The sequence below is a fragment of the Microbacterium sp. MMO-10 genome (assembly GCF_037148715.1).
Taxonomy (GTDB): Bacteria; Actinomycetota; Actinomycetes; order Actinomycetales; family Microbacteriaceae; genus Microbacterium.
The window spans coordinates 759,299-783,945 of the sequence record NZ_JBBCSV010000001.1; the positions used below are offsets into that span (position 1 = coordinate 759,299).

22 protein-coding genes are annotated in these 24,647 nt (G+C 67.6%); 12 read left to right on the plus strand and 10 right to left on the minus strand.

The window, feature by feature from the left end:
- Positions 1–103: 103 nt before the first annotated feature.
- From WFJ17_RS03605 to trxA, 5 genes are all read left to right on the plus strand, one after another.
- Entirely contained in the window at positions 104–2,254 is a 2,151-nt protein-coding gene (locus WFJ17_RS03605) for a DUF6049 family protein (RefSeq protein ID WP_336647686.1), read from the plus strand.
- On the plus strand, positions 2,247–3,863 hold the full coding sequence (gene murJ, locus WFJ17_RS03610; protein ID WP_336647687.1) for a murein biosynthesis integral membrane protein MurJ: 1,617 nt from the start codon (positions 2,247–2,249) through the stop codon (positions 3,861–3,863). Before WFJ17_RS03605 ends, murJ begins: the two co-directional genes overlap by 8 nt.
- Positions 3,864–3,885: 22 nt before the next feature.
- A complete protein-coding gene (locus WFJ17_RS03615; RefSeq protein WP_336647688.1) occupies positions 3,886–4,530 on the plus strand; it encodes an IMPACT family protein in 645 nt (214 codons plus the stop codon).
- 104 nt (positions 4,531–4,634) lie between these two features.
- Positions 4,635–5,588: a thioredoxin-disulfide reductase gene (trxB, locus tag WFJ17_RS03620; RefSeq protein ID WP_292882363.1), complete on the plus strand. Its 954-nt coding sequence runs from the start codon at positions 4,635–4,637 to the stop codon at positions 5,586–5,588.
- A 23-nt stretch (positions 5,589–5,611) separates the two neighbouring features.
- Entirely contained in the window at positions 5,612–5,986 is a 375-nt protein-coding gene (gene trxA, locus WFJ17_RS03625) for a thioredoxin (RefSeq protein WP_292883549.1), read from the plus strand.
- A gap of 471 nt (positions 5,987–6,457) precedes the next feature.
- Here the strand turns inward: trxA and WFJ17_RS03630 are convergent, their stop codons facing one another.
- The 9 genes from WFJ17_RS03630 to rpmH all read right to left on the minus strand — a co-directional run bounded on the left by WFJ17_RS03630 (position 6,458) and on the right by rpmH (position 13,333).
- Positions 6,458–6,796, minus strand: coding sequence for a tryptophan synthase subunit alpha (locus tag WFJ17_RS03630; RefSeq protein ID WP_292882360.1), 339 nt, complete (start codon positions 6,794–6,796; stop codon positions 6,458–6,460).
- Between the two features lie 101 nt (positions 6,797–6,897).
- Positions 6,898–7,875, minus strand: a complete 978-nt coding sequence (locus WFJ17_RS03635) for a ParB/RepB/Spo0J family partition protein (protein ID WP_336647689.1) — start codon at positions 7,873–7,875, stop codon at positions 6,898–6,900.
- On the minus strand, positions 7,875–8,801 hold the full coding sequence (locus tag WFJ17_RS03640; protein WP_336647690.1) for a ParA family protein: 927 nt from the start codon (positions 8,799–8,801) through the stop codon (positions 7,875–7,877). Before WFJ17_RS03640 ends, WFJ17_RS03635 begins: the two co-directional genes overlap by 1 nt.
- 1,485 nt (positions 8,802–10,286) lie before the next feature.
- On the minus strand, positions 10,287–10,928 hold the full coding sequence (gene rsmG, locus WFJ17_RS03645) for a 16S rRNA (guanine(527)-N(7))-methyltransferase RsmG (protein WP_336647691.1): 642 nt from the start codon (positions 10,926–10,928) through the stop codon (positions 10,287–10,289).
- 16 nt (positions 10,929–10,944) lie between these two features.
- Positions 10,945–11,430, minus strand: coding sequence for a Jag family protein (locus WFJ17_RS03650; protein WP_251443817.1), 486 nt, complete (start codon positions 11,428–11,430; stop codon positions 10,945–10,947).
- The gene (gene yidC / locus WFJ17_RS03655; RefSeq protein ID WP_251443819.1) at positions 11,427–12,509 is read right to left on the minus strand and encodes a membrane protein insertase YidC; all 1,083 of its coding nucleotides are present in this window, start codon (positions 12,507–12,509) and stop codon (positions 11,427–11,429) included. Before yidC ends, WFJ17_RS03650 begins: the two co-directional genes overlap by 4 nt.
- A 3-nt stretch (positions 12,510–12,512) precedes the next feature.
- A complete protein-coding gene (gene yidD / locus WFJ17_RS03660) occupies positions 12,513–12,863 on the minus strand; it encodes a membrane protein insertion efficiency factor YidD (protein ID WP_251443821.1) in 351 nt (116 codons plus the stop codon).
- Complete coding sequence (gene rnpA, locus WFJ17_RS03665; protein ID WP_336647692.1) at positions 12,860–13,192, minus strand: ribonuclease P protein component; 333 nt, start codon at positions 13,190–13,192, stop codon at positions 12,860–12,862. The genes yidD and rnpA overlap by 4 nt, the downstream gene beginning before the upstream one ends.
- A 3-nt stretch (positions 13,193–13,195) precedes the next feature.
- On the minus strand, positions 13,196–13,333 hold the full coding sequence (gene rpmH, locus WFJ17_RS03670) for a 50S ribosomal protein L34 (protein ID WP_116241601.1): 138 nt from the start codon (positions 13,331–13,333) through the stop codon (positions 13,196–13,198).
- A gap of 300 nt (positions 13,334–13,633) precedes the next feature.
- Here rpmH and dnaA point away from each other — a divergent pair, with 300 nt between their 5' ends.
- From dnaA to WFJ17_RS03705, 7 genes are all read left to right on the plus strand, one after another.
- The gene (dnaA, locus tag WFJ17_RS03675) at positions 13,634–15,034 is read left to right on the plus strand and encodes a chromosomal replication initiator protein DnaA (RefSeq protein WP_251443825.1); all 1,401 of its coding nucleotides are present in this window, start codon (positions 13,634–13,636) and stop codon (positions 15,032–15,034) included.
- Between the two features lie 515 nt (positions 15,035–15,549).
- On the plus strand, positions 15,550–16,689 hold the full coding sequence (gene dnaN, locus WFJ17_RS03680) for a DNA polymerase III subunit beta (RefSeq protein WP_336647693.1): 1,140 nt from the start codon (positions 15,550–15,552) through the stop codon (positions 16,687–16,689).
- 217 nt (positions 16,690–16,906) lie between these two features.
- The gene (gene recF, locus WFJ17_RS03685; RefSeq protein WP_336647694.1) at positions 16,907–18,121 is read left to right on the plus strand and encodes a DNA replication/repair protein RecF; all 1,215 of its coding nucleotides are present in this window, start codon (positions 16,907–16,909) and stop codon (positions 18,119–18,121) included.
- Positions 18,114–18,605, plus strand: coding sequence for a DUF721 domain-containing protein (locus WFJ17_RS03690; RefSeq protein ID WP_251443832.1), 492 nt, complete (start codon positions 18,114–18,116; stop codon positions 18,603–18,605). The genes recF and WFJ17_RS03690 overlap by 8 nt, the downstream gene beginning before the upstream one ends.
- A 118-nt stretch (positions 18,606–18,723) precedes the next feature.
- Positions 18,724–20,805 (plus strand): DNA topoisomerase (ATP-hydrolyzing) subunit B, encoded by a 2,082-nt coding sequence (gene gyrB, locus WFJ17_RS03695; RefSeq protein WP_336647695.1) that lies wholly within the window; start codon positions 18,724–18,726, stop codon positions 20,803–20,805.
- Between the two features lie 65 nt (positions 20,806–20,870).
- Positions 20,871–23,450: a DNA gyrase subunit A gene (gene gyrA / locus WFJ17_RS03700; protein ID WP_336647696.1), complete on the plus strand. Its 2,580-nt coding sequence runs from the start codon at positions 20,871–20,873 to the stop codon at positions 23,448–23,450.
- Complete coding sequence (locus WFJ17_RS03705; RefSeq protein WP_251443841.1) at positions 23,447–23,848, plus strand: DUF3566 domain-containing protein; 402 nt, start codon at positions 23,447–23,449, stop codon at positions 23,846–23,848. Before gyrA ends, WFJ17_RS03705 begins: the two co-directional genes overlap by 4 nt.
- Positions 23,849–23,921: 73 nt before the next feature.
- Here WFJ17_RS03705 and WFJ17_RS03710 read toward each other — a convergent pair whose 3' ends face one another.
- Positions 23,922–24,635, minus strand: a complete 714-nt coding sequence (locus tag WFJ17_RS03710) for a VIT1/CCC1 transporter family protein (RefSeq protein ID WP_292882322.1) — start codon at positions 24,633–24,635, stop codon at positions 23,922–23,924.
- Positions 24,636–24,647 lie beyond the last annotated feature (12 nt).

The window sequence follows — 24,647 nt, forward strand, 5'->3', positions numbered from 1 at the left end:
TCCCCCGATGCTCGTCCTGCCCACCTCCAGGGATCCGCACACCGCGCCGCCTAGACTCTCAAGGCCAGCACTCGCCGCGCCCCGCGCGCCCGACGGATCCTCGATGACTGCGACAACGACTGTGAGATCTCCCCTGCGCCAGCGCCTCCGCCGCGCGGCCGGGGCGCTCGTCGTCGCCCTCGGCCTCGTGCTGCCGCTCGCCGCACCGACGCCGGTCGCTGCAGCGAGCACTCCGGCGCCGAGCCCCACGCAGACGCCCTCGCACGCGGGCCTGCTGCTCTCCCTGCTCCCCGACGCCAACGGCGCCTATGTCTCCGGCAGCCCGCTGACGGCGACTCTGACGCTGCGCAATGACGCCACCACCGGGCTCGGTGCGGGCACGGTCCACCTCGAGCTCGGCCGCACGGCCCTCGCCGACCGCCGTGCAGTGGGCGCCTGGCTGGACGGATCCGCCGACGCGCCCGCACTCAGCCCCATCGGCGATGTGCGCACCACGGTGCTGGATGCCGAGGGCGTCTCCCGCACGCAGGTCGTCGTACCGGGCGCCGATGTCGGGGCGCTGAACCCCGGCGTCTATCCCCTGCGCGCGCGTTTCGAGGCGGCAGCGACGGGGAGCCCGACCTCCTCGGCCGAGTCGCGCACCGCCCTCGTCGTCGCGCAGGGTGCGCCCGCGACGGTCGTCACGGTCGTCCCCATCACGGCGGCGCCCGAGGGCGTCCTGCTCAACGCGACCGAGCTCACGGCGCTCACCGCCCCGGAGGGAGCCCTCACCGCGCAGCTCGACGGCGTCGCGGGCACACCGGCCGTGCTCGCGGTCGACCCCTCGATCGTCGCGGCGATCCGGGTGCTGGGCACCGCCGCCCCCGCGACGGCTGTGGCATGGCTCTCCCGGCTCGAGGCGCTCCCCAACGAGCGCTTCTCCCTGCAGTTCGCCGACGCCGACACCACCGCACAGGCGGCGGCCGGGCTGACTGCGCCACTCGCGGTGGATGACTTCACCCCCTTCCTCGGTCCCGCGGGCACTCCCACGACCCCGACGCCGACCCCCACCGCGACGACGGCCACGACGGCCGGTGCCGTGCCCTCCACGGCCGATGCGATCGCCGGCGCACGCACCGACATCCTGTGGCCGCGCGGCGAGGTGACCGCCGATCAGGTGGCGACGATGTCGCACTACGGCCCGGCAGGGGGCGACACGGTGTCGATCCTGCCCTCGACGAGTTTCACGGCGGGCGCGCAAGGTGCGGCGGTCGCCGCACGGGGCTCGGTCGGTGGCTCCTCCGTGCTCGTCGCCGACGCCGCCGTGTCCGCCGCGCTGAGCGCCGCAGCGGCGCAGTCCGATGCCTCGGCCCGCGGCGGGGCACTGATCACCGCCAATGCGATGCTCTGGTTCGACGCCCCCGGTTCGACCGTTCTCGCCGGGCTCGCACGCGCCGACACCCGCTCCGAAGAGGGGCTCTCCAGCGCGGTGACGGCCTTCAGCGGAGGCCTCGATGGCCGCCTCGACCGCGTGCTGTCGAACCCTCCCACCGAGCTGACGGTCTCCACCGAGTCGGCCGAGGACAGGGGCGCCGCCGTCGTCACGCTGAATCAGGATGCCGACAAGCTCACACAGTTCGCGACCATCCTGGAGCGCCCCGCCGACCTGACGGTACGCGAGCGCATCTCGATGATGCGCCTGCTCGGCGTCGGGGTGCACACCACGCCCGATGACTTCGCCTCGGCGCTGCGGACGCACCGACAGGCGACGCAGAAGACCCTGAACGCCGTCGGGATCCAGCCGTCCAATCCGATCCTGATCAGCCCCAAGGTCACCGTGCCCGTATGGGTGCGCAACGAGCTCCCGTACCCGGTGCGCGTGCGGCTGAACGTCGTCCCCAGCGATTCGCGGATCGACGTGCCGAAGGCGACCGACGTCGAGGCCCAGCCGTCCAGCACCACGCCGGTGCGCCTGCCGCTGGAGTCGCACGTCGCCACCGCCGAGATCACGCTCACGATGTCGGTCACGAGCCCGACCGGCGTCGCAATCGGGCCGCAGCAGACCGCGCGACTCACGATCCGTGCCGAGTGGGAGACCATCGGCCTCGTCGTGTTCGGCGCCCTCGGCCTGCTGCTCATCGCCGGAGGAATCTTCCGCACCATCCGCCGGCGCAGGGCCGCCGCGGAGAAGCATTCCGCAGACGGCATGGATCCATCGGAGGATGATGTCGCAACGGACGGTGATGTCGCCACGGGTGAGGAGAAGCATGAGTAGCCTCGGCCGCGCGAGCGCCCTGCTCGCGGCAGGCACCATGGTGTCGCGGATCACCGGCCTGCTGCGCACGATCGTGCTGGTGGGCGTGATCGGGGCCGTGGGCAAGGCCCCGGATGCCTTCGCGCTCGCCAATCAGCTGCCGAACGATGTGTTCTCGATCATCTCGGTGGGGCTGCTCACCGCGGTCCTCGTGCCCCAGATCGTCAAGGCGGTCGCCGGGGAGGACGGCGGCAGCGCGTTCATCTCGAAGATCTTCACTGCCGGCACCGTCCTGCTGCTCGCAGCCACCGCCGTGGCGATGCTCGCCGCGCCCTGGATCGTCACCGTCATCATGAAGGCGGGTACGACCGTCGAGCAGCAGCAGCTCGCCATCGCCTTCGCGTACTGGTGCCTGCCGCAGATCTTCTTCTACGGTCTCTACGCCCTCATCGGGGAGACGCTGAACGCGCGCAAGATCTTCGGGCCGTTCACCTGGGCGCCGGTCGTGAACAACGTGGTCTCGATCGCCGGTTTCCTCATCATCGGCTCCCTCTTCGGAACGCCGCTGACCGATGTCTCCGACTGGCCCGCCGACCGCATCGCCTGGCTCGGAGCCACGGCCACCCTGGGCATCGCCGTGCAGGCGGGCGTCCTGCTCGCGTTCTGGCCGCGCACCAGGCTCGCGCTGCGCGTCGACTTCCGCTGGCGCGGGGTGGGTCTCGGCAACGTCGGCAAGCTCGCCGGCTGGACCATGCTCATGGCGCTGTCGAGCCTCATCGCCGGGTTCTACCAGCACAGCGTCGCGCTCGAGGCATCGGGCGATGACGTCTCCCTCACCGTGATGAACAACGCCTGGCTGATCTTCATGCTCCCCTACTCGGTGATCGTGCTGTCGATCGGCACCCCCTATTTCACTCAGCTCAGCGAGCACGCCCATGCCGGACGCATCGATGACCTGCGCGGCGACATCGGCCGCAGCATCCGCACCCTCGGCTTCTTCCTGACGGGCGCTCTCGCCGCCGTGGTCGCCGCGACGATCCCCGCCTCCCGCATCTTCACCGACAACCCCGACGAGGCCCAGGCCGCGGCCCTCGTGCTCGTCGGCTACCTGGTCGCCCTGCTGCCCCTTGCGGTCCTCTTCATCGTGCAGCGCACGTTCTACGCTCTCGGCGACACCCGCACGCCCTTCTTCTTCACGATCTTCCAGTGCGTGCTCATCGCCGCCACCGCTTTCGGGACGAAGCTGCTCCACGAGGCCGGCATCGTCCCGCTGTCGGCGCTGGCGGCGACGCTGGCGCTCGGTCAGTCCCTGGCCAGCATCCTGCAGACGATCGTCGCGACGGCGCTCCTGCACAGCCGTCTCAACGGCATCGGCACAGGCCGGTGGATCCTCGCGCTGGGCCGATTCGTCCTCGCGGCGATCCCCGCCACGGCGGCGGGCTGGGGAGTCTTCCTCCTCCTCGGCGGCGCGCACGGGTGGACGACAGCGGACCGGATCCCGGCGGCGATCGGCTGCCTCATCATCGCTGGGGCGGTCCTCGTGGTCTATCTCGGCCTGCTCGTTCTGCTGCGCGCTCCGGAACTCGACGCGCTGAAGGGCCTCGTGCGCCGCTTCGCGCCGTCCCGATGAACACCGGCATCCACCCGCCGTCATGACACGCACCTACCCCGACACGATCGCCGCCGCCGTCACGCGCGAGCTCATCGTGAAGAAGTCGCGCTTCATCGCGCATCTGGTCCCGGTCCGGTCCGTGGCTGAGGCTGACGAGGTGATCGCGTCCGTCCGCCGGCAGTACTGGGATGCCCGTCACAACTGCACCGCGATGGTGACCGGCGTCACCAGGGATCAGGCACGATCCTCGGACGATGGAGAGCCCTCCGGCACAGCCGGGATCCCCATGCTGGAGGTGCTGCGCCGGCGCGGCCTCACCGACGTGGTCGCGGTGGTCACCCGCTACTTCGGCGGCGTCAAGCTCGGCGCCGGCGGCCTGATCCGGGCGTACTCCACGGCGGTCTCCGATGCGCTGGACGAGGCCGTGCTGCTCCATCGTCGCGAGTTGCTCGAGGCGCGCGTCGATGTGCCGCATGCCGACGCCGGGCGCATCGACAACGGTCTGCGCGACTGGGCCGCAGCCCATGGATCCTCCTTCGGCGAGGTCGTGTACGGCGCCCTGGCGTCGTTCACCCTCTGGATCCCGCCGTCCGACAGGGCGCTCTTCGTCGACGACCTCGCCTCATTGTCGGGCGGGTCCCTCTCCCCCGTCTTCGGCAGGACTCGCATCGTCGACGTCGCCTGAGCCCCTTGCCGCCCCGGGCGTGCGATCGCCCCGGGAGGTCGCCCAGCCGCGCGGAATGCCGCGCCGGTACCATGTGTTGAAGCGTGCGAGAGCAAGGAGAAGCAATGCGACAGGTCATCATCATCGGTTCGGGACCCGCGGGGTTCACGGCGGCGATCTACGCGGCCCGCGCGAACCTCAACCCCGTGCTCGTCGCGAGCTCGGTCGAGGTCGGCGGTGAACTGATGAAGACCACCGAGGTGGAGAACTTCCCCGGCTTCCCCGAGGGGATCCAGGGCCCCGACCTCATGGCCAAGATGCAGGAGCAGGCCGAGAAGTTCGGCACCGAGGTGCTGTACGACGACGTCACCGAGCTCGAGCTCGACGGCGACATCAAGAAGGTCACGCTCGGCAGCGGGACGGTGCTCGAAGCCGCTTCCGTGATCTACGCGACCGGATCCGCCTACCGCACGCTCGGCATCCCCGGTGAGGATCGCCTGTCCGGCCACGGTGTCTCCTGGTGCGCGACCTGCGACGGCTTCTTCTTCCGGGAGCGCACGATCGCGGTTGTCGGCGGCGGCGACTCCGCAATGGAGGAGGCCACCTTCCTCACGAAGTTCGCCTCGAAGGTCTACATCATCCACCGCAAGGACACGCTGCGGGCGTCGAAGATCATGCAGGAGCGGGCCTTCGCGAACGACAAGATCGAGTTCATCTGGAACAGTGCCGTCGAAGAGGTGCTGGGTGACGACGCGACCTCCGGAGTGCGCCTGCGCAACACGGTCGACGGCACCACCACAGATCTTCCGATCGATGGACTCTTCATCGCTATCGGCAACGACCCGCGCACCCACCTGGTGCACGGCAAGCTGGACCTCACCCCCGAGGGCACGATCTGGGTCGACGGGCGCACGTCGCGGACGTCCGTTCCGGGCGTCTTCGCCGCGGGTGATGTGATCGACCCGACCTACCGTCAGGCGATCACGGCCGCGGGATCGGGCACCGTGGCGGCGCTGGACGTCGAGCACTTCCTGGCGGCGCTTTCGGACGGAACCCCTGCGGAGTCGGTCCTCGCCTGAACGGCGGGAACAGTTCCGCCCCCATTGCTGTTGACTTCACCGAGCGTGACACGCTCACACGAACAAGGAGAATCATGACTGCCAAGGCAACCAGCCAGGCGACCTGGGAGCAGGACGTGCTTCAGGCCGAAGGCCCCGTTCTGGTCGACTTCTGGGCTGCGTGGTGCGGACCGTGTCGCATGGTCGCACCGGTGCTGGACGAGATCCAGTCGGAGAACCCCGACAAGATCACCATCCTCAAGCTCAATGTCGATGAGAACCCCGATCTCGCCATGAAGTACCAGATCACGTCGATCCCGGCGATGAAGGTCTTCCAGGGCGGAGAGGTCAAGACGACGATCATCGGCGCCAAGCCGAAGTTCGCGCTCGAGCAGGATCTGGCATCCTTCCTGGGCTGACCCCCTGACGACGAAGCCCGCCCTCCTCCGAGGGCGGGCTTTTTCGTGCCTGCGCAAAGCCGGCCCGCCTGCCCGATGTGGCTTGCTCGCACAGGGCTGCTGTGCGGGTCGGCCTCCCCGCCGCCTTGGCGCTCCGCGCAGCGCGTTTCACGTGAAACAACCTCTCCGGGTGGACTCCCCTCCCGCTGCCCATGCGCGGTGCAGGTCACGTGTTCTTCACAGCCATCAGGAATGCTGGCGCAGGGGCTACGTATCCGGCCGGCCGGACTGTGATGCAGTGCCCCGGACTTGAGGTTTCACGTGAAACGCCTAGCTCGGGGAGCATGCCCGGAGCGTCCGCATCACGACAGCGCGGACACAGACGCGGAGTGTTATCGCCAGTTCATGTACAGGACCGGTGCCACGACAAGGACCGGGCCCCCGACTCGTCCTGTGACGCTCCCACGTTTCACGTGAAACACATGATTCGCGCTAGGAGCGAGCGTCGTCGGCCAGCAGGTCCCAGCGTCGATACTTGGGCCCGTCTCCGAGCAGGCCCCACACGATCGAGGTCAACTCCGGATAGTCGAGCGCGATACGGCGGAGGACCTCGAAGTTGCGTGCCTCGTCAGGACGGACGCCCCCACTCTCGACGATCTCGTCGGCTCGCAGCAGAAAGACCACGAGCTCATCGACGCTGGGCAGCTCTTCCATGAACGCCCACGGGTCTTCTCCCCCGAGCAGCCTCTCCTGCACGAGAACGGCCAGCTCGTCCGCCGCCTCAGCGCGCAACACCTCCAGGCTGGCACGACGCGTCGGGGACTCACTCACCCGTCAAGCCTACGCGGCGCCGCCGACACGAAGGCCCGGAACGCATCCGCTGTCAGCGAAGACGTTCCGGGCCGAGTGATTACCAGGGGTGTCTCAGAGGCTCAGGAGCCGAAACCCTCCTGGCCGATCTCCTCGAGGATCCGGTTCAGATCCTGAATGGAGGCGAAATCGATCTTGACCTGGCCTTTCCTGGCGCCCAGCGCGATCTGGACCCGGGTGTTGAGGCGGTCTCCCAGCTTGCCGGCGACGTCGTCGAGGTAGGCGCGGCGCGCGCCCGCCTGTGGCTTGACCGACTTCGTCACGGTGCCGGAGGCCGCAATGACCTTGGCCGCCTCCTCGGTCGCGCGCACCGAGAGATCCTCGTTGACGACCTTGTCTGCCAGCCGCTGCATGAGGTCGGCATCGTCGAGGGAAAGGATCGCACGCGCATGGCCCGCGGTCAGCACGCCGGCAGCTACACGCTGCTGCACGGGAACCGGTAGACGCAGGAGGCGGATCGTGTTGCTCACCTGCGGTCGGGAGCGTCCGATCCGCGTGGCGAGCGCCTCCTGAGTGATGCCGAAGTCCTCGAGCAGCTGCTGGTAGGCGGAGGCCTCCTCGAGGGGATTCAGCTGCGAGCGGTGCAGGTTCTCGAGAAGAGCGTCGCGCAGGAGATCTTCGTCGGCGGTCTCCCGAAGGATCGCCGGGATCGAGTCCAGGCCGGCCTCGCGCGCGGCGCGGGTGCGCCGCTCGCCCATGATCAGCTCATACTGGCCGTCGGAGTTCTGCCGCACCACGACCGGCTGAAGCACTCCGAACTCGCGCACGCTGTGCACAAGCTCAGCCAGATCGTCCTCGTTGAAGTGCGTGCGCGGCTGGCGCGGGTTCGGAACGATGTCGTGCGGGTCGACCCGGATCAGGCGGGCACCCGGAACCGCGACGAGATCCGCCTCGGGCTCCGCACTGACCGTCGGCGTGGTCTCCTTCGCGGTCTCCGTGGTCCGCGCCCCGGGGAAGAACACGTCGACCGGTCGCTCTGCAGCATCCGAAGTGGGGATGAGTGCGCCGATCCCCCGGCCGAGTCCCGTGCGTTTGGCCATCAGTGCCCCTTCTCGTTCTCTTTCGTCGCCCGTCGAGCGATCTCCACTGCTGCTTCACGGTAGGCGACGGCGCCCACCGACTGTCCGTCGTACGCGATGACCGTCTGACCGAAGCTCGGCGCCTCGGAAACACGGACAGAGCGCGGAATTACGGTGTTCAGAACCTCGTGCGGGAAATGTCCACGGACCTCCTCGGCGACCTGCTGCGCAAGACGGGTACGTCCGTCGAACATGGTCAGAAGAATGGTCGACATCGTGAGGTCAGGGTTCAGATGCTTCTGGATCATCCGGATGTTGCCCAGCAGCTGGCTCAGCCCCTCGAGTGCGTAGTACTCGCACTGGATCGGGATCATCACTTCCGTCGCCGCCGTGAACGCATTGATCGTCAGCAGCCCCAAGGAGGGCGGGCAGTCGATGATCACGATGTCCATGGGGTGCGCCGCCAGGTAGTCATTGAGTGCCGTGCGCAGTCGGTGCTCGCGCGCGACCTGGGAGACCAGTTCGATCTCGGCGCCCGCGAGATGGATCGTGCTCGGCGCACAGAGGAGATTCGGCGACTCCGGACTCACCTGCACGACGTCCGCGAGAGGCACGTCACTGATGAGAACGTCGTAGATGCTCTGCAGATCTGCGGTGTGGGGCACTCCCAGCGCTGTCGACGCGTTTCCCTGCGGGTCGAGGTCGATCACCAGCACTTTCGCGCCGAGCTCCGCCATCGCTGAGGCGACATTGACCGCGGTGGTGGTCTTACCGACGCCGCCCTTCTGATTCGAGATCGTGAAGATCCGCGTGGGTCCATCGAAGTGCACGGAGACGGCTTCCAGAGCCTTGCGACGCGCAGTGAGATCTGCGAGCTCCCGCGCCAGGGGGGTGTCCACGCCGTATTCAGCAGTCGAGGTGTTCGAGGACTGTTTCACGTGAAACATCCACTCCTTTCGACGATCTCCGACGGGAAACGACGGAATCTCCACTCTAACTTGAACCACCGACCATCCCACCGTCGAGGACGGGATCTGTGCGATGTTTCACGTGAAACCTGATTGTGTGGACCGATCCCTCACTTGTGCAGCGCTTCCGCCCTGCGTTCCCACCTCGGATCTCGGCACCTAGCCCCATGACGGAGACCCAAGGGTGCAGGGGCGGACTGCAGCAGAAGGAGGTGAAAAGGAAGTGAAGAGGTACAGGGGGGTACAGGGTTACGGGAGGTACAGGGAGGCGCAGGGGTACGGGAGGCACCGAGAGTGAAGAGGTGTGGGGAAGTACAGGGACGTGAAGGGGTACTGAGACGTACAGAGAAGTGAAGGGGTCCAGGAACGTACGAGGTAGTGGCGCGTGCAGGGGTAAAGGCGGTAGCGGTCCGCAGCGCACCACCCGGGGGCGCAGGGACGTACAGAGGTAACGGGACCTATAGGGGTAGCGGGACCCAAGGGGGAATGGAGACGTAGAGGGGTACAGGGAGGTATCGGCCCACAGCCAGGTACCCGGGGACACAGGAAGGTGCCGCGGCACAGAGAAGCACAGGGCTGAGGAGACGGGGTGAGGTTGCAGCAACGTACAGGAGTAGAGGGACGTACAGGAGTAACGGGACGTACAGGGGCACAGGGACGTACAGGGAGACAGAGAGGTGCAGGGAGACAGGGTCCCGAAGTCCCGCGTCCCGGCGTCATGACATTCAGGGGCCCTTTCCATGCTGAGGAGCGGTCGTGCGTGATCCTCACGACGGGCCGCAGCCCCCACTCCCCTGCGAACCCAGGGAGCGATCGTCATCGCGGGAAAGAGAAACGAGGTGACACGTCCCGAGGGGAGGATTCGAGGCCTCATCCATCCAGCGCGGGGGCTATGTTTCACGTGAAACGCGTCACAACAGCCCCGAGTAATCGGGCAACGTGCTGAGGGAATCACAGAATCGCGAGGGCATCGCCTGCGCGGGCATCTCTAACTGTTGTGCAGGACGCGTCGTAGGGCGTCGGTGACGAGGCGCGTGGGAAATGATGGCGCGGGGGCCGTCGGATGGAGAAGCGGACCGATCGCCTGAAGGGTGATTCTCATCCCGCCGCGGAAGCGCTACCGGCAGTGTCTCTGTACGTCGGTTCTCTCCGGACCGCACCGCACTCTGCGTTCGTGTGAGGGGAGCCATATTCACGGCTACCGATGCCGCTGCAGAACGAGACTCAAGCACTTCAGAGTCGGCACCGAGTCCACGGCGAGGCGGGAAGACGGCAGCACAATAGCGCGAACCAGGTCGCACGACTCCAGATGGCTACCGTTTCACGTGAAACGCGTCCGCCCCATCACTGCCTGAGAACGAGCACTCAGCATCCAGTTGCTGGGAGCCGAAGAGTCCGAGGAATCGCCCACTCCCCGCGCCGCGGGTTCGATTCGGGCTAATTGCGTCGCGTGATCCGTCGGCGTCAGGCGCGGACAGTAGCGCGGAGAACGCGTGTGGTCTCCGCGAGCACACCTTCGCCGAGGGTCTCTACTCGAACGTCGCTCAGCAGGAACTTCCGGATCTGCTTCTGAGCCGCAGTGATCTCGTTCTCCGCATTCGAGCCCTTCAGCAGGGCGAGCTCGCCGCCGTTGCGCACGAGAGGCGCCGTCCATGGAAGCAGCGTGCGCAGTGCACTGACCGCACGCGCGGTCACCATGTCAAAGCGCGCGCTGAGACCCACGTCCTCCGCGCGGCCACGTACGACGGTCACGTTGGAAAGCCCCAGCGCCGACACCTGTTCGTCGAGCCACGCGACGCGGCGCTCCATCGGCTCGATCAGTGTCCACTCGACGTCGGGTCGAGCGATACCGAGCACGATGCCGGGCAGTCCTGCACCGGATCCCACGTCCGCCACTGAGCCGTGAAAGAGCGGCGCCGCGATCGCGCTGTTGAGGATGTGGCGGGTCCAGAGTCGGGGAACCTCAAGGGGCCCGATCAGCCCGCGCTCCTCCCCCTGTGCCGCCAGCGCCGAGGTGAAGCTCCGGGCGAGGTCGATCCGATCGCCGAAGAGCGTCGCGGCGACAGCCGGCTCCCGCTCCAGGGATCCCGAGTCAGAGTCAGACATGTTTCACGTGAAACGTTCAGTGACGTCGGATGACCGTGTGTCGCGTCGGACCGTCGCCGTACGACTCGGAGACCAGTCCGCGCTCCGCCACGATGTCGTGCACCAACTTGCGCTCGTAGCTCGACATCGAGGGCAGCGATGCCTGGGAGGCGCCCTCGTCGAGCTTCGCCACGGCCGAGTCGACCAGGCGCTCCAGCTGGGTTCGGCGCGCGTCGCGGGATCCGGCGACATCCAGGATCACCCGTGAGAACGATCCGGTGCTGCTCTGCACCGCCAGACGGGTCAGCTCCTGCAGGGCCTGGACCGTGTCCGGTGCCGACAGCAGACGCAGACCGTCGCCTTCGGCCTCGACCGAGACGTAGGCACGACCCTGCTTGACGTCGAGCGTCAGATCACCGTCGATGTCGGCGATGTCCAGCAGTCCCTCGATGAAGTCCGCTGCGACATCACCCTCGTGCTCCAGGTCGGAGACCGTCGGCTCCGCCACATCCTGCTCGGTCACGACTTCTCCCCGCTCTGGTCCCTCTTCGCGCGCTTGGCGCTCTTCGGCTGCTGACGCTTGGGCTGCTGCGCACGAAGACGCTCGGCGTCTTCCAGCATCTTCTGCTGCTCCGCCTCGAAGACCGCGACCGGCACGACCTTGCCCTCGGAGTTGATGGCCTTGCCCTTGCGAGCGAGACGCTCCTCGCGCGCCTTGGCGGCATCGGATCCGGGTGTCGGCATCTCCCGAAGCACGAGGAACTGCTGGCCCATGGTCCACAGGTTGCTGATGAACCAGTAGATGACCACGCCGAGGGGGAAGAACAGACCCGAGAAGATGAAGCCCAGCGGAAGGATGTACAGCATGATCTTCTGCATCTGGTACGCCTGGCCGGTCTTGGCCTCGGGCGACAGGTTCTTCGAGATGATCTGGAGCTGGGTGAAGAACTGGGATCCGATCATGAGAATGACCAGGACGACGAGGATCGCGACCGTGGTCTCCCAGCCGGTCGGCTTGTGCTGGACGGCGTCGACGAGGCTCGTATGCAGCGGCGCGACGCCGAACAGAGTCGCGTCGTAGAACTGCTTGGTCAGCTGCTTCGTCAGCAGCCACACGCCGCCCTCGCCGGCCACGGCGTGCTTCTTCACATCGCTCAGCGTGTAGAACATTCCGAGCAGGAAGGGCATCTGCACCAACAGCGGAAGACAGCTCGACATCGGCGTCGTGCCGTGCTTCTTGTAGAGCGCCATGGTCTCCCGACTCATGGCCTCGCGGCTCAGCTGATCACGCTTGCCCTTGTACTTCTCCTGAACTTTCTTCAGTTCAGGAGCGATTTCCATCATCTTGCGCTGGCTCTTGATCTGCCGCACGAAGAGCGGGAACACCGCCGCGCGGATGACCAGCACCAGGCCGACGATCGACAGCACCCAGGTCAGGCCGGCGGCCCCGGGCATCCCGATCGCGGTGAAGAGCCAGTGCCAGGCGACGAGGATCGCCTCGACCAGGGCCTTGAAGGGCCACATGACGGTGCCGAGCAGGTCGAAGCCGCCGCTCGAGGCAGCGGGCGTCGTAGACGCGGCAAACAGGAGGTCGGAACCCACTGGTCAGTCCTTTCGGGAGGGTACGACGAATCCTCGAGGCGTGAGGGCGTGTCGGAAGTTCTTGTGCGGCGGCACATCGTCCACGCCGCCGTGGCTCCAGGGATTGCAGCGCAGGATCCGCCACGCCGAAAGGCCTGCGCCCTTCACCGCACCGTGCTGCTGCACCGCACCTACAGCGTAGGCGGAACAGCTGGGGTAGTACGCACAGACATCGCCGTACAGCGGGGAGACCACCGCGCGGTAGGCGGTGAGGAACCCCAGCAACAGATTGCGAGGCGCCAGGGGAACCGCCCGCAAAGCGTCCGCGGCATGCAGATGCGCCGTCCCACGGGAGTACGCCGGAAGCGCGCTCATCGCGCCCCCCGGGCGACGGCGCCGTCCACGTCTGCGAGCAACTCGGCGAAGGTCGCGTGTGCGGCGGTCGGCAGTGCACGGATCACGACGTCGATCCCGTCGCGCAACGGAAGCTGACGGGAACAGGCATCCTTCAGACGACGCCGAACGGTGTTGCGGGTCACCGCGTTTCCCACCTGCTTGCTCACGATGAAACCGAAGCGCACGGGGCGCTCTTCACCGGTGTCGAGCACCGAGACGATCAGCCGGGGCCCGCCGTATCGCCGCCCGCGCCGAACCACCGTGCGGTAGTCGGACCCGCGGACGAGGCGATGCGGGCGGGCGAGCACGGATTACGCCGAGAGCTCGACACGGCCCTTCGAGCGGCGTGCCGACAGGATGGCGCGGCCGGCGCGGGTGCGCATGCGGGCGCGGAAGCCGTGCTTCTTGGCGCGGCGGCGGTTGTTGGGCTGGAAAGTGCGCTTGCTCATGATTTCTCCGGGAAGGGAAGCTGTCACCGGGATCGACGCGGCCGGAGACGGGTGGACAAAGACTGCCGAAATGGCATAAGTCAACCGATTAAGGCTACGACGTCGCCGCACACATCGCAAACCGAGCAGGCGAAAGGAACATTATCCACACCTGTGGACGGATCCGCTCACAAGGACACGCCGTCCGGGGATCCCAGTCACAGGTTGCCCTCGCGGCCCAGGCTGACTACCGTGGCACGAGCAGTTATCCACAGGAGCGAGATCGAATCCGCGGCTGTGCCGAGCCACCCCGGGGGAACCATGTCCGCATCCGCAGCGTCCGACGTCCCGATCTGGGACGAGCTGCTCGCCGAGCTCGTCGGCGATGAGCGCGTGACCGCCCCCCTGCAGGGCTTCCTCAATCTCGCCGTCCCCGCCGGGGTCATGACGGCGACGCTCTACCTCGAGGTTCCGAACGACCTCACCGCCGGCCAGATCAACAAGCGCCTCCGGCTGCCGATCATGGAGGCGCTCGCGCGCATCGGCGACGAGGTCACGTCCTTCCGCGTCACGGTGAACCACGACATGGTGGAGCAGCAGACCGCTCCGATCCCCGTGGCCGACTTCGGCGCGACCCGTCAGGAACCCGCCCGCGTCGAGTCCCCGATCGAGCAGCAGCCGACGCCGATCCGGCACGAATCGCGACTGAACCCGAAGTACGTCTTCGACAACTTCGTCATCGGCCAGTCCAACCGCTTCGCCCACGCCGCCGCCGTGGCCGTGGCCGAGGCGCCGGCGAAGGCCTACAACCCGCTGTTCATCTACGGCGGGCCCGGGCTCGGCAAGACCCACCTGCTGCACGCCATCGGCGACTACGCCCAGTCCCTCTACGCCGGGGTCAAGGTGCGCTACGTGTCGAGCGAGGAGTTCACGAACGACTTCATCAACTCGATCGCGAACAACCGCGGATCCGCGTTCCAGGCGCGGTACCGCGAGGTCGACATCCTGATGATCGACGACATCCAGTTCCTGCAGGGCCGCGCGGAGACCCAGGAGGCGTTCTTCCACACCTTCAACCAGCTGCACGACCACAACAAGCAGGTCGTCATCACGAGCGATCTCCCGCCGAAGCACCTCACCGGCTTCGAGGAGCGGATGCGCAGCCGGTTCGAGTGGGGCCTCATCACGGACGTGCAGGCGCCCGACCTCGAGACCCGCATCGCCATCCTCCGCAAGAAGGCGCAGAGCGAGCAGCTGCATGTTCCGGATGATGTGCTCGAGTACATCGCGACCAAGGTGTCGTCGAACATCCGCGAACTGGAGGGCGCGCTCATCCGCGCCACGGCGTTCGCGAACCTGAACCGCTCCGCGCTCGACATCGCCACCGCGCAGACCGCCCTGCGCGACATCGTCGACCAGGACGAGGACAGCATCATCTCGCCGACCGACATCATCACGACGACGGCGAACTACTTCAAGCTCACCGAGGACGACCTGTACGGCTCGAGCAGATCGCAGCAGATCGCGACGGCTCGCCAGATCGCCATGTACCTGTGCCGCGAGCGCACCAACCTCTCCCTGCCGAAGATCGGCCAGCTCTTCGGCAACCGCGACCACACCACGGTGATGTACGCGTACAAGAAGATCAGCGAGCTCATGAAGGAGCGTCGCGCCATCTTCAACCAGGTGACCGAGATCACCGCACAGCTCAGCCGGCGCTGATCAGGGTCCTCGCCCCCGCGGCTCGGTGCCCGCCCTCCGCTCCCACGCGGACCGCTGCGGGCCTTTCGGCGACTCCTCGGCGAAATCCGGCATCCGCCCCGCCCGAGAGTCCACATGTGGATAACTTGGGGATATCTCGTCCGACAGACGGCGTGGATTCCCCACACAGCACCCTGATCTGTGGATAACTCGGACGACACGTTCTTCCGGGCAGGGCCTCGGACCCCACTGTTTCCGCAGGATCTCCACAAGTCACAGTCGTGTAGTTCCCTACGGCCGCAAAGCATCCCCAGAGTTATCCACAGTATCCACAGGCGTTAACACCGTTAAGAACTCTCTTCGAATCTCGGTCCATCGATCACCTCCCGAGGCCGACCTGGGGATGGATCCGGATCCGAGGGCCTGCGACCTGGACGGGAAGCCTGCTGGCATTAGCATGGGATCCCCTGGTGTCTGCCGGGGTCGGAGGGAACGACGGTCATGTCCCTGCGGGTCGAATCGACGAAGGAGCACCGGTGAGGTTCCAGGTCAATCGCGATGTCTTCAGCGAAGCAGTGTCCTTCGTCGTCAAGCTCCTGCCCCAGCGCAACCCCCAGCCGATCCTCGCGGGCGTGCTGATCGAGGCCGGCGACGACGGCCTCACGCTCTCGGCGTTCGACTACGAGGCCTCCGCGCGCACGACCATCGAGGCGACGGTCGAGGAACCAGGCACGATCCTCGTGCACGGCCGCCTGCTGTCCGACATCGCCAGCCGCCTGCCCAATGCACCCATCGAGATCTCGGTCGAGGAGGACGGAGGGATCGCTGTGCGCTGCGGATCCGCCCGGTTCACCCTCGCGGCCATGCCGGTCGAGGAATATCCCTCGATCCCCGAGGTCTCCGGCACCAGCGGTCTGGTCCCGGCCGAGGAGTTCGGCACCGCCATCGCCCAGGTCGCCTTCGCGGCGTCGCGTGACGACGTCACCCCCGTCCTCACCGGCGTCCAGCTCGAAGTGGGCGACAACACGCTGAGCCTCGTCGCCACCGACCGCTACCGGGTCTCGCTCCGCGACGTCCCCTGGGACGGCGCGGCCGGGGAGCAGACCGCGCTGGTCCCGGCGCGCACGCTGCAGGAGGTCGGGAAGACCTTCGGCCACGCGGGCACCATCCAGATCTCGTTCTCCGGAGTCGGGGACCGCGAGATCATCGCGTTCACCGCCGGCAACAAGACCGTCACGTCGCTGCTGATCAAGGGCAACTTCCCGCCGGTGCGCCGGCTCTTCCCCGAGCAGACCGATCACCACGCGGTGGTCAACACGGCCGACCTCACCGAGGCCGTCCGCCGTGTGGCGCTGGTGCTCGACCGCTCCGCACCGCTGCGGTTCACGTTCGACACCTCCTCGGTCACGATGGACGCATCGGGCGGTGAGCAGGCCAGGGCCTCCGAGTCGGTCGACGCGCACCTGAACGGCGAGGAAGTCACGCTGGGACTCAACCCGCAGTACCTGCTCGAGGCGCTCGGCGCGGTCAAGAGCGAGTTCGTGCGCGTCACGTTCACCTCGTCGGACAATGCGAACAAGCTCAGCCCGGTGCTCGTCACCAGCCAGACCTCGGTCGACCAGGCCGGACTGGACTCGTTCAAGTACCTGCTGCAGCCGAACCTGCTGCTGCGCTGACGCGCGGCCCGTCGCCGGATCCGCTGCTGGGCTTACTCGCCCGTCGCGAGATCCGCGAGACCGAAACTCCTTCGCGAGACCGTCGTTCTCATCGTCGGTTTCGTGACGCGGGTTCGGTCTCGCGGCTGTTTCGCGCAGCACGGCGGGGCAACGGCGCCGGCCGGGTCGAGCGCTCCCGCCGGCCCGGCTGTCGGGGGCCGCGGGTAAGGTTGCTCGGGTGATTGTGGAGCACCTCAGCCTCGTGGATTTCCGCAATTACGCGACCGCCGAACTCTCCCTGCACCGCGGGCCGAACGTGCTCGTGGGGCGCAACGGCCAGGGTAAGACCAATCTCGCCGAGGCGATCGTCTTCCTCGCCACCCTCGGCTCGCACCGGGTCTCCTCCGACGCACCGATGGTGCGCGACGGATACGACGCGGCGATCGTCCGCACCCGCCTCGCCCACGGACCGAGAAAAGTCCTGATCGAAGTGCAGATCAATCGACAGGGATCGAACAAGGCGCGCATCAACGGAGCGCCGGGCCGCACGGCCGACCTCCCGCGCTACGCCCACGTGGTGCTGTTCGCCCCGGAAGACCTGCAGATCGTACGGGGCGACCCCTCGGCGCGGCGGCGGTTCGCCGATCAGCTGCTCATCCAGCGCACGCCGCGCATGTCCGCGGTGCTCGGCGACTACGACCGCGTGCTCCGGCAGCGCACCGCGCTGCTCAAGTCGGCGCGCGCCCGGGGCATGAAGGCGGAGGGCCTGACGACCCTCGATGTCTGGGACGACAAGCTCATCGCGCTCGGATCCGAGATCATCGATGCCCGGTCCCGGCTGGCGGCGGATCTGCAGCCGGGCGTGGCCGCGGCCTATGCGGCGATCGCCGGGGCCGACCACGATCCGCGCCTGCACTGGGCGCAGTCGATCCGCGGCAGGGATCCGGAGGAGGCCTCCCTGAGACCGGTCGCCGAGACTGCCGAAGCGCAGGGACCGGATCCCGCGGAATCCGTCGGGTCCACGGCCGAGCTCTTCCGCGCCGCCCTCGTCGCCAAGCGCCCGGCGGAGCTCGAGCGCGGGCTCACCCTGGTCGGACCGCACCGCGACGACTTGCTGCTGCGGGTTCGCGACCTGCCGGTGAAGGGATACGCCTCGCACGGCGAGTCCTGGTCGATCGCGCTGGCGCTGCGCCTCGCCTCGGCGGAGCTGCTGCGCGCGGAGTCCCCCGCCGGCGACCCGGTGCTCATCCTCGACGACGTGTTCGCCGAGCTCGACGCCGAGCGCCGGCGCCGGCTGGCCGACCTCACCGCCGACTACGAGCAGGTGCTGGTCACCGCCGCGGTCGAGGAGGACATCCCGGAGGTACTGCATCGGCATGTGGTGCGGATCTCCGCAGGCACGATCACGGATGAGCGCGAGAACCCTGCGGACGGGGAGGCGGACCATGACTGAACCCGTCGAGCCCGACGTGCCGGAGACCGTCGCGACCTACCTGCGCCTGCGCGGACTCAAGCCGAGCTCGAAGAACTGGAAGCGAAAGAAGCGCCTCGTCGACGACGAGAACGCGCCGTTCACCGCGGGCCGGGATCCGGGCACGCTCGGCGACGTGCTGGCGAAGCTCACCAGGGATGCGGGCTGGGAGGCGGCGCTGAGCCGTGAGGACCTGGTGCTCCAGTGGGCCGAGCTCGCCGGGCCGGACACGGCAAAGCACTCGGAACCGGTGTCGCTCGAGGGCGGGATGCTCACGGTGAAGTGCGACTCGACGGCTTGGGCGAAGAACCTGCAGTACATGCGCGCCGTGATCATCACGGAGATCGGCCGGCGCTACCCCGAGGCGGGCGTGGAGAACATCCGCTTCGTCGGGCCGGACGTCCCTTCCTGGAAATGGGGCCCCAGAGTCGCTCCAGGGCGCGGTCCGCGCGATACCTACGGTTAGGACATGATCCATCCCGTCGAGGGGGGCTTCAGGCGCGCAGAAGCGCGTACAACGAGACAGGAAGGGGTCTTTCCGATAGACTGACGACCTAGATCTTCGATGTGGAGCCTCCCCTCAGATGACGCCTGAAACCCCCTCTGACGCGAACGAATCGACCCAGACGGGGGCTGAAGCACCCGGATCCGCGACGAACCAGAGCACCGCCGGCACGCCGGCCGAGCCTGCCGAGTACGGCGCCGACTCGATCCAGATTCTCGAAGGCCTCGAGGCGGTGCGCAAGCGCCCCGGCATGTACATCGGCTCGACCGGCCCGCGGGGTCTGCATCACCTGGTGTACGAGATCGTCGACAACTCGGTCGACGAGGCCCTCGCCGGTTACGCCGACACGATCCTCGTCACGCTTCGCGCCGACGGCGGCGTGCGCGTCGTCGACAACGGCCGCGGCATCCCGGTGGATCCCCACTCGTCGGATCCGACGAAGTCGACCGTCGAGGTCGTGCTCACGATCCTGCACGCCGGCGGCAAGTTCGGCGGCGGCGCCTACGCGGTCTCCGGTGGTCTGCACGGCGTCGGCTCATCGGTCGTGAACGCCCTCTCCACCCGCTTCGAGGTCGAGGTCAAGCAGAAGGGCTTCGTCTGGCGGCACAGCTTCGCCGACGGCGGGGCGCCGCAGCAGCAGCTCGAGAAGGGCGAGGCCACCGACGAGACCGGGACCGCGATCACGTTCTGGCCGGACGGCAGCATCTTCCAGGAGACCGTCGAGTTCGACTACGACACCCTCCGCACCCGGTTCCAGCAGATGGCGTTCCTGAACAAGGGCCTGCGGATCGAGCTCGTCGACGAGCGCGAGGGCGCGACGGTCGACGAGGAGGTCGACGGCACCGTCGTCACCCACCAGCGCGCGGACGTGTTCTTCTACGAGCGCGGCCTCGTCGACTACGTCGAGTACCTCAACCACGTGCGCAAGGCCGACGTGGTCAACGACGAGATCATCGCCTTCGAGTCGGAGGACACCGAGCGCAAGATCTCGCTCGAGGTCGCCATGCAGTGGACCACCGGCTACACCGAGAACGTGTTCACCTACGCGAACACGATCAACACGCACGAGGGCGGCACCCACGAGGAGGGCTTCCGCGCGGCGCTGACGACGCTCGTCAACCGCTACGCGCGCGCGAACAACATCCTCAAGGAGAAGGACGACAACCTCACCGGCGACGACGTGCGCGAGGGCCTCACCGCGGTCATCTCGATCAAGCTCGGCGAACCGCAGTTCGAGGGCCAGACGAAGACCAAGCTCGGAAACACCGAGGCGAAGGCGTTCACGCAGAAGGTGGTCGGCGACCAGCTCGGCGACTGGTTCGACCGCAACCCGAAGCAGGCGAAGAACGTGGTGACCAAGGCCGTCGAGGCCGCCACCGCCCGCATGGCCGCCCGCAAGGCGCGGGAGACCGCCCGCCGCAAGAGCGTCTTCGAGTCGGCCGCGATGCCCGACAAGCTCAAGGACTGCACGAGCAAGGATCCGTCGATCTCGGAGATCTTCCTCGTGGAGGGCGACTCGGCCGGCGGTTCGGCCGTGCAGGGTCGTGACCCGCACACCCAGGCGATCCTGGCGCTGCGCGGCAAGATCCTCAACGTCGAGCGCGCGCGACTGGACAAGGCCCTGGCCAACAAGGAGGTCCAGGCGATGATCCAGGCCTTCGGCACGGGCATCGGCGAGGACTTCGACCTCGAGAAGGCGCGCTACCACAAGATCGTGCTGATGGCCGATGCCGACGTCGACGGCCAGCACATCACGACCCTGCTGCTGACGCTCCTCTTCCGCTACATGCGCGGGCTCATCGAGGCCGGCTTCGTGTTCCTCGCGATGCCGCCGCTGTACCGCCTCAAGTGGACGAACGCCCCGCACGAGTACGTGTACTCCGACGCGGAGCGCGACGCCCTGCTGAACGAGGGGCTCGCGAACGGCAAGCGGATCCCCAAGGAGGCTGGCATCCAGCGCTACAAGGGTCTCGGCGAGATGAACGCCAAGGAGCTGTGGGAGACCACGATGGATCACACCACGCGCACGCTCCGCCAGATCACGATCGACGACGCCGCCGCGGCGGACGAGATCTTCAGCGTGCTGATGGGCGAGGACGTCGAGTCCCGCCGCAGCTTCATCCAGCGCAACGCCAAGGACGTGCGGTTCCTCGACATCTGATCCCGTGACGGGATCCGCGCGCCGCAGCGCGCACAGAACTTCTGGACCACTCAGGAAGAGCAGACATGGCTGACGACGAAGAGATCATCACGAACGAGGGCGCGCAGGACATCCGGGACGGCCACAACCACGGCAAGATCGACCAGGTCGACCTGCAGTCGGAGATGCAGCGGTCGTACCTCGACTACGCGATGGCGGTCATCGTCGGCCGCGCGCTGCCCGACGTGCGCGACGGACTCAAGCCCGTGCACCGCCGTGTGATCTACGGCATGTACGACGGCGGCTTCCGCCCCGACAAGTCGTTCTCCAAGTGCGCCCGCGTGGTCGGCGAGGTCATGGGTCAGTACCACCCGCACGGCGACACCGCGATCTACGACACCCTCGTGCGCCTGGTGCAGCCGTGGTCGCTGCGCTATCCGCTCGCGCTCGGTCAGGGGAACTTCGGCTCCCCGGGCAACATGGGCGCCGCGGCCCCCCGGTACACCGAGACGAAGATGGCTCCCCTCGCGCTCGAGATGGTGCGCGACATCGAGGAGAACACGGTCGACTTCTCGCCGAACTACGACGGCCAGACCGAGGAGCCCGACGTCCTGCCGGCGCGCTTCCCGAACCTGCTCGTCAACGGCTCGATCGGCATCGCGGTCGGCATGGCGACGAACATCCCGCCGCACAACCTGCGCGAGGTCTCCGACGCCGCGCTGTGGGCGCTCGAGAACCCCTCGCTGCCCCGTGAGGAGCTGCTCGAGGGCCTGATCCAGCGGGTCCCCGGCCCCGACTTCCCGACCGGCGCGCAGATCCTCGGCACGAAGGGGATCCAGGAGGCGTACCGCACCGGACGCGGATCCATCACGATGCGCGCGGTGGTCGGCGTCGAGGAGATCCAGGGCCGCACCTGCCTCGTGATCACCGAGCTGCCCTACCAGGTGAACCCCGACAACCTCGCGGTGAAGATCGGCGACCTCGCCCGTGAGGGCAAGATCACCGGCATCGCGGACATCCGCGACGAGTCGAGCGACCGCACGGGCCAGCGCCTGGTCATCGTGCTCAAGCGCGACGCGGTCGCCAAGGTCGTGCTGAACAACCTGTACAAGCACACCCAGCTGCAGGACAACTTCGGCGCGAACATGCTCGCGATCGTGGACGGGGTGCCCCGCACCCTGGCGCTGGACGGCTTCATCACGCACTGGCTCGACCACCAGATCGACGTCATCGTGCGCCGCACGAAGTTCCGCCTGGCCAAGGCCGAGGCGCGCATGCACATCCTGCAGGGCTACCTCAAGGCGCTCGACGCGCTGGACGAGGTCATCGCCCTGATCCGCCGCTCGCCCTCCGCGCAGGAGGCGAACGAGGGTCTGCAGAAGCTCCTCGACATCGACGAGGAGCAGGCCCAGGCGATCCTCGACATGCAGCTGCGCCGCCTCGCGGCGATGGAGCGCCAGAAGATCATCGACGAGGCCGCCGAGCTCGAGGTGCGGATCGCCGACTACAAGGAGATCATCGCCGACGAGGGCCGTCAGCGTTCGATCATCCGCGACGAGCTGACCGCGATCGTCGAGCGCTTCGGCGACGAACGCCGCACGCACATCCTGCACGGCTTCGACGGCGACGTCTCGATGGAAGACCTCATCGCCGAGGAGGAGATGGTCGTCACGGTCACCCGTGAGGGCTACATCAAGCGCACCCGGAGCGACAACTACCGTTCGCAGCACCGTGGCGGCAAGGGCGTCAAGGGGGCGCAGCTGCGCGCCGACGACCTCGTCGAGCACTTCTTCGTCACGACCACGCACCACTGGCTGCTGTTCTTCACGGACAAGGGTCGCGTCTACCGCACCAAGGCGTACGAGATCCCCGAGGCCGGTCGTGACGCGAAGGGCCAGCACGTCGCCAACCTGCTCGCCCTGCAGCCGGAGGAGAAGATCGCCCAGATCCTCGACATCCGCGACTACGAGGCGGCCCAGTATCTCGTCCTCGCCACCCGTGGCGGCCTGGTCAAGAAGAGCCGGCTCGGCGACTACGACACCAACCGTCAGGGCGGCGTCATCGCGATTCGCCTGCGCGAGGAGGACGAGCTGGTCAGCGCGTTCCTCGCCGACGCGACGGACGACGTGCTGCTCATCAGCCGCCACGGGATGTCGGTGCGCTTCCACGCGACCGATGAGGCGCTGCGCCCGATGGGACGCGCGACCGAGGGCGTCAAGGGGATGCGGTTCGCCCCCGAGGACAGCCTGCTCTCGGCCTCCCTCGTCACCGATTCCGGCTTCGTGTTCGTCGTCACCGACGGCGGCTACGCCAAGCGCACCTCCGTGGACGAGTACCGTGTGCAGGGCCGTGGCGGTCAGGGCATCAAGGTCGCGAAACTGAACGATGACCGGGGGATTCTCGCCGGTGGTCTGATCGTCCAGGAAGACGATGAGGTCCTTGTGGTTCTTGCCAGCGGCAAGGTGGTACGCTCTGCCGTGGCCGAGGTGCCGGCAAAGGGTCGCAACACCATGGGCGTGGTTTTCGCCCGGACCGACGAGGACGATCGGATCCTTGCGATCGCCCGGAACACCGAGCGCGGCCTGGCCGACAGCGAGGAGTCCGAGGACTCCGGTGCGGCCCCCGAGACCGAGTCCCCCGAAGCCCCCGAAGGAACTGACGCATGAGCACGGTAGCCGACAAGCTCGCGAAGAAGTCATCCCGGAAGACCTCCAGCAAGCAGGTGCGTCTGCGCCTGGTCTACATCGACTTCTGGTCGGCGGTGAAGCTGTCCTTCCTGGGGGCGATCGCGATCGCGATCGTCACGCTGGTCTCGTTCCTGCTGATCTACCTGGTGGTGGACGCCACCGGCCTGATGGGGAAGGCCGATGAGTTCGTCAGCGGCATCGCCGACGGGTTCAAGCTCAGCAAGGTGATCGGCCTCCCCCAGGTGCTGGCCTTCGGATCGGTCTGCGCGATCCTGAACCTCATCGTGTTCACGGTGCTGGGCGCGGTCGTCGCCGGGATCTACAACTTCGCGGTCAAGGTGACCGGCGGACTGCTGGTCGGCTTCACCTCGAACTGACGCAGCGGACTCGCGAAAGGCCCGGATCCCTCGGATCCGGGCCTTTCGTCGTCGGGGTGCGGCCGAGTCGGCGTCAGACCACTCCGGTCGTGCCCAGCAGCGTGCCGATGAGCCAGGTCGCGACGAGGGCGAGCGCGCCGCCGATCACGAGACGGAGCGATGCGCGCACCGCGTTCGAGCCGCCGATCCGTGCCGAGAGGGCGCCCGTGGCCGCGAGGGCGACGAGCACGGCGACGAAAGTGACCGGGACGCGCCAGGCCGGCGGCGGCAGCAGGATCGCCAGGAGCGGCAGGATCGCCCCCGCGGTGAAGGCGATCGCCGAGGAGAGGGCGGCGTGCCACGGGTTGACGAGGTCGTCCTGATCGATGCCGAGCTCGACCTCGAGATGCGCGGCGAGGGCGTCGTGGGCGGTGAGCTCGACCGCGACCTGATGCGCGGTCTGTTCGCTCAGGCCGCGCTGCTTGTACAGCTCGGTCAGCTCGGCGAGCTCCGCTTCCGGCATGGTGCGCAGTTCCTCGCGCTCCTTGGCGATGAGGGCGTGCTCGCTGTCGCGCTGACTGCTCACCGAGACGTACTCGCCGAGCGCCATCGAGATCGCGCCGCCGATGAGGCCGGCGAGGCCGGCGATGAGGAGCGCGGCGTTGTCGGTGGTCGCCCCGGCCACGCCGACGACGAGGGAGGCGACCGAGACGATGCCGTCGTTGGCGCCGAGGACTCCGGCGCGCAGCCAGTTCAGGCGCTGACCGAGTCCGGAGCCGTGCGGTTCCTGCGGATGGAGTGCGCTCACCTGGTGCTGTCC

What these genes read in the sequence shown, in the direction of transcription:
- gyrB (WP_336647695.1), top strand. Translation starts at nt 18,724, where the DNA reads ATGACGCCTGAAACCCCCTCTGACGCGAACGAATCGACCCAGACGGGG.
- trxB (WP_292882363.1), top strand. Translation starts at nt 4,635, where the DNA reads ATGCGACAGGTCATCATCATCGGTTCGGGACCCGCGGGGTTCACGGCG.
- WFJ17_RS03705 (WP_251443841.1), top strand. Translation starts at nt 23,447, where the DNA reads ATGAGCACGGTAGCCGACAAGCTCGCGAAGAAGTCATCCCGGAAGACC.
- rpmH (WP_116241601.1), bottom strand. Translation starts at nt 13,333, where the DNA reads ATGAGCAAGCGCACTTTCCAGCCCAACAACCGCCGCCGCGCCAAGAAG.
- dnaA (WP_251443825.1), top strand. Translation starts at nt 13,634, where the DNA reads ATGTCCGCATCCGCAGCGTCCGACGTCCCGATCTGGGACGAGCTGCTC.
- WFJ17_RS03635 (WP_336647689.1), bottom strand. Translation starts at nt 7,875, where the DNA reads ATGGCCAAACGCACGGGACTCGGCCGGGGGATCGGCGCACTCATCCCC.
- murJ (WP_336647687.1), top strand. Translation starts at nt 2,247, where the DNA reads ATGAGTAGCCTCGGCCGCGCGAGCGCCCTGCTCGCGGCAGGCACCATG.
- WFJ17_RS03605 (WP_336647686.1), top strand. Translation starts at nt 104, where the DNA reads ATGACTGCGACAACGACTGTGAGATCTCCCCTGCGCCAGCGCCTCCGC.
- gyrA (WP_336647696.1), top strand. Translation starts at nt 20,871, where the DNA reads ATGGCTGACGACGAAGAGATCATCACGAACGAGGGCGCGCAGGACATC.
- WFJ17_RS03615 (WP_336647688.1), top strand. Translation starts at nt 3,886, where the DNA reads ATGACACGCACCTACCCCGACACGATCGCCGCCGCCGTCACGCGCGAG.
- WFJ17_RS03640 (WP_336647690.1), bottom strand. Translation starts at nt 8,801, where the DNA reads ATGTTTCACGTGAAACAGTCCTCGAACACCTCGACTGCTGAATACGGC.
- WFJ17_RS03690 (WP_251443832.1), top strand. Translation starts at nt 18,114, where the DNA reads ATGACTGAACCCGTCGAGCCCGACGTGCCGGAGACCGTCGCGACCTAC.
- rsmG (WP_336647691.1), bottom strand. Translation starts at nt 10,928, where the DNA reads ATGTCTGACTCTGACTCGGGATCCCTGGAGCGGGAGCCGGCTGTCGCC.
- yidD (WP_251443821.1), bottom strand. Translation starts at nt 12,863, where the DNA reads ATGAGCGCGCTTCCGGCGTACTCCCGTGGGACGGCGCATCTGCATGCC.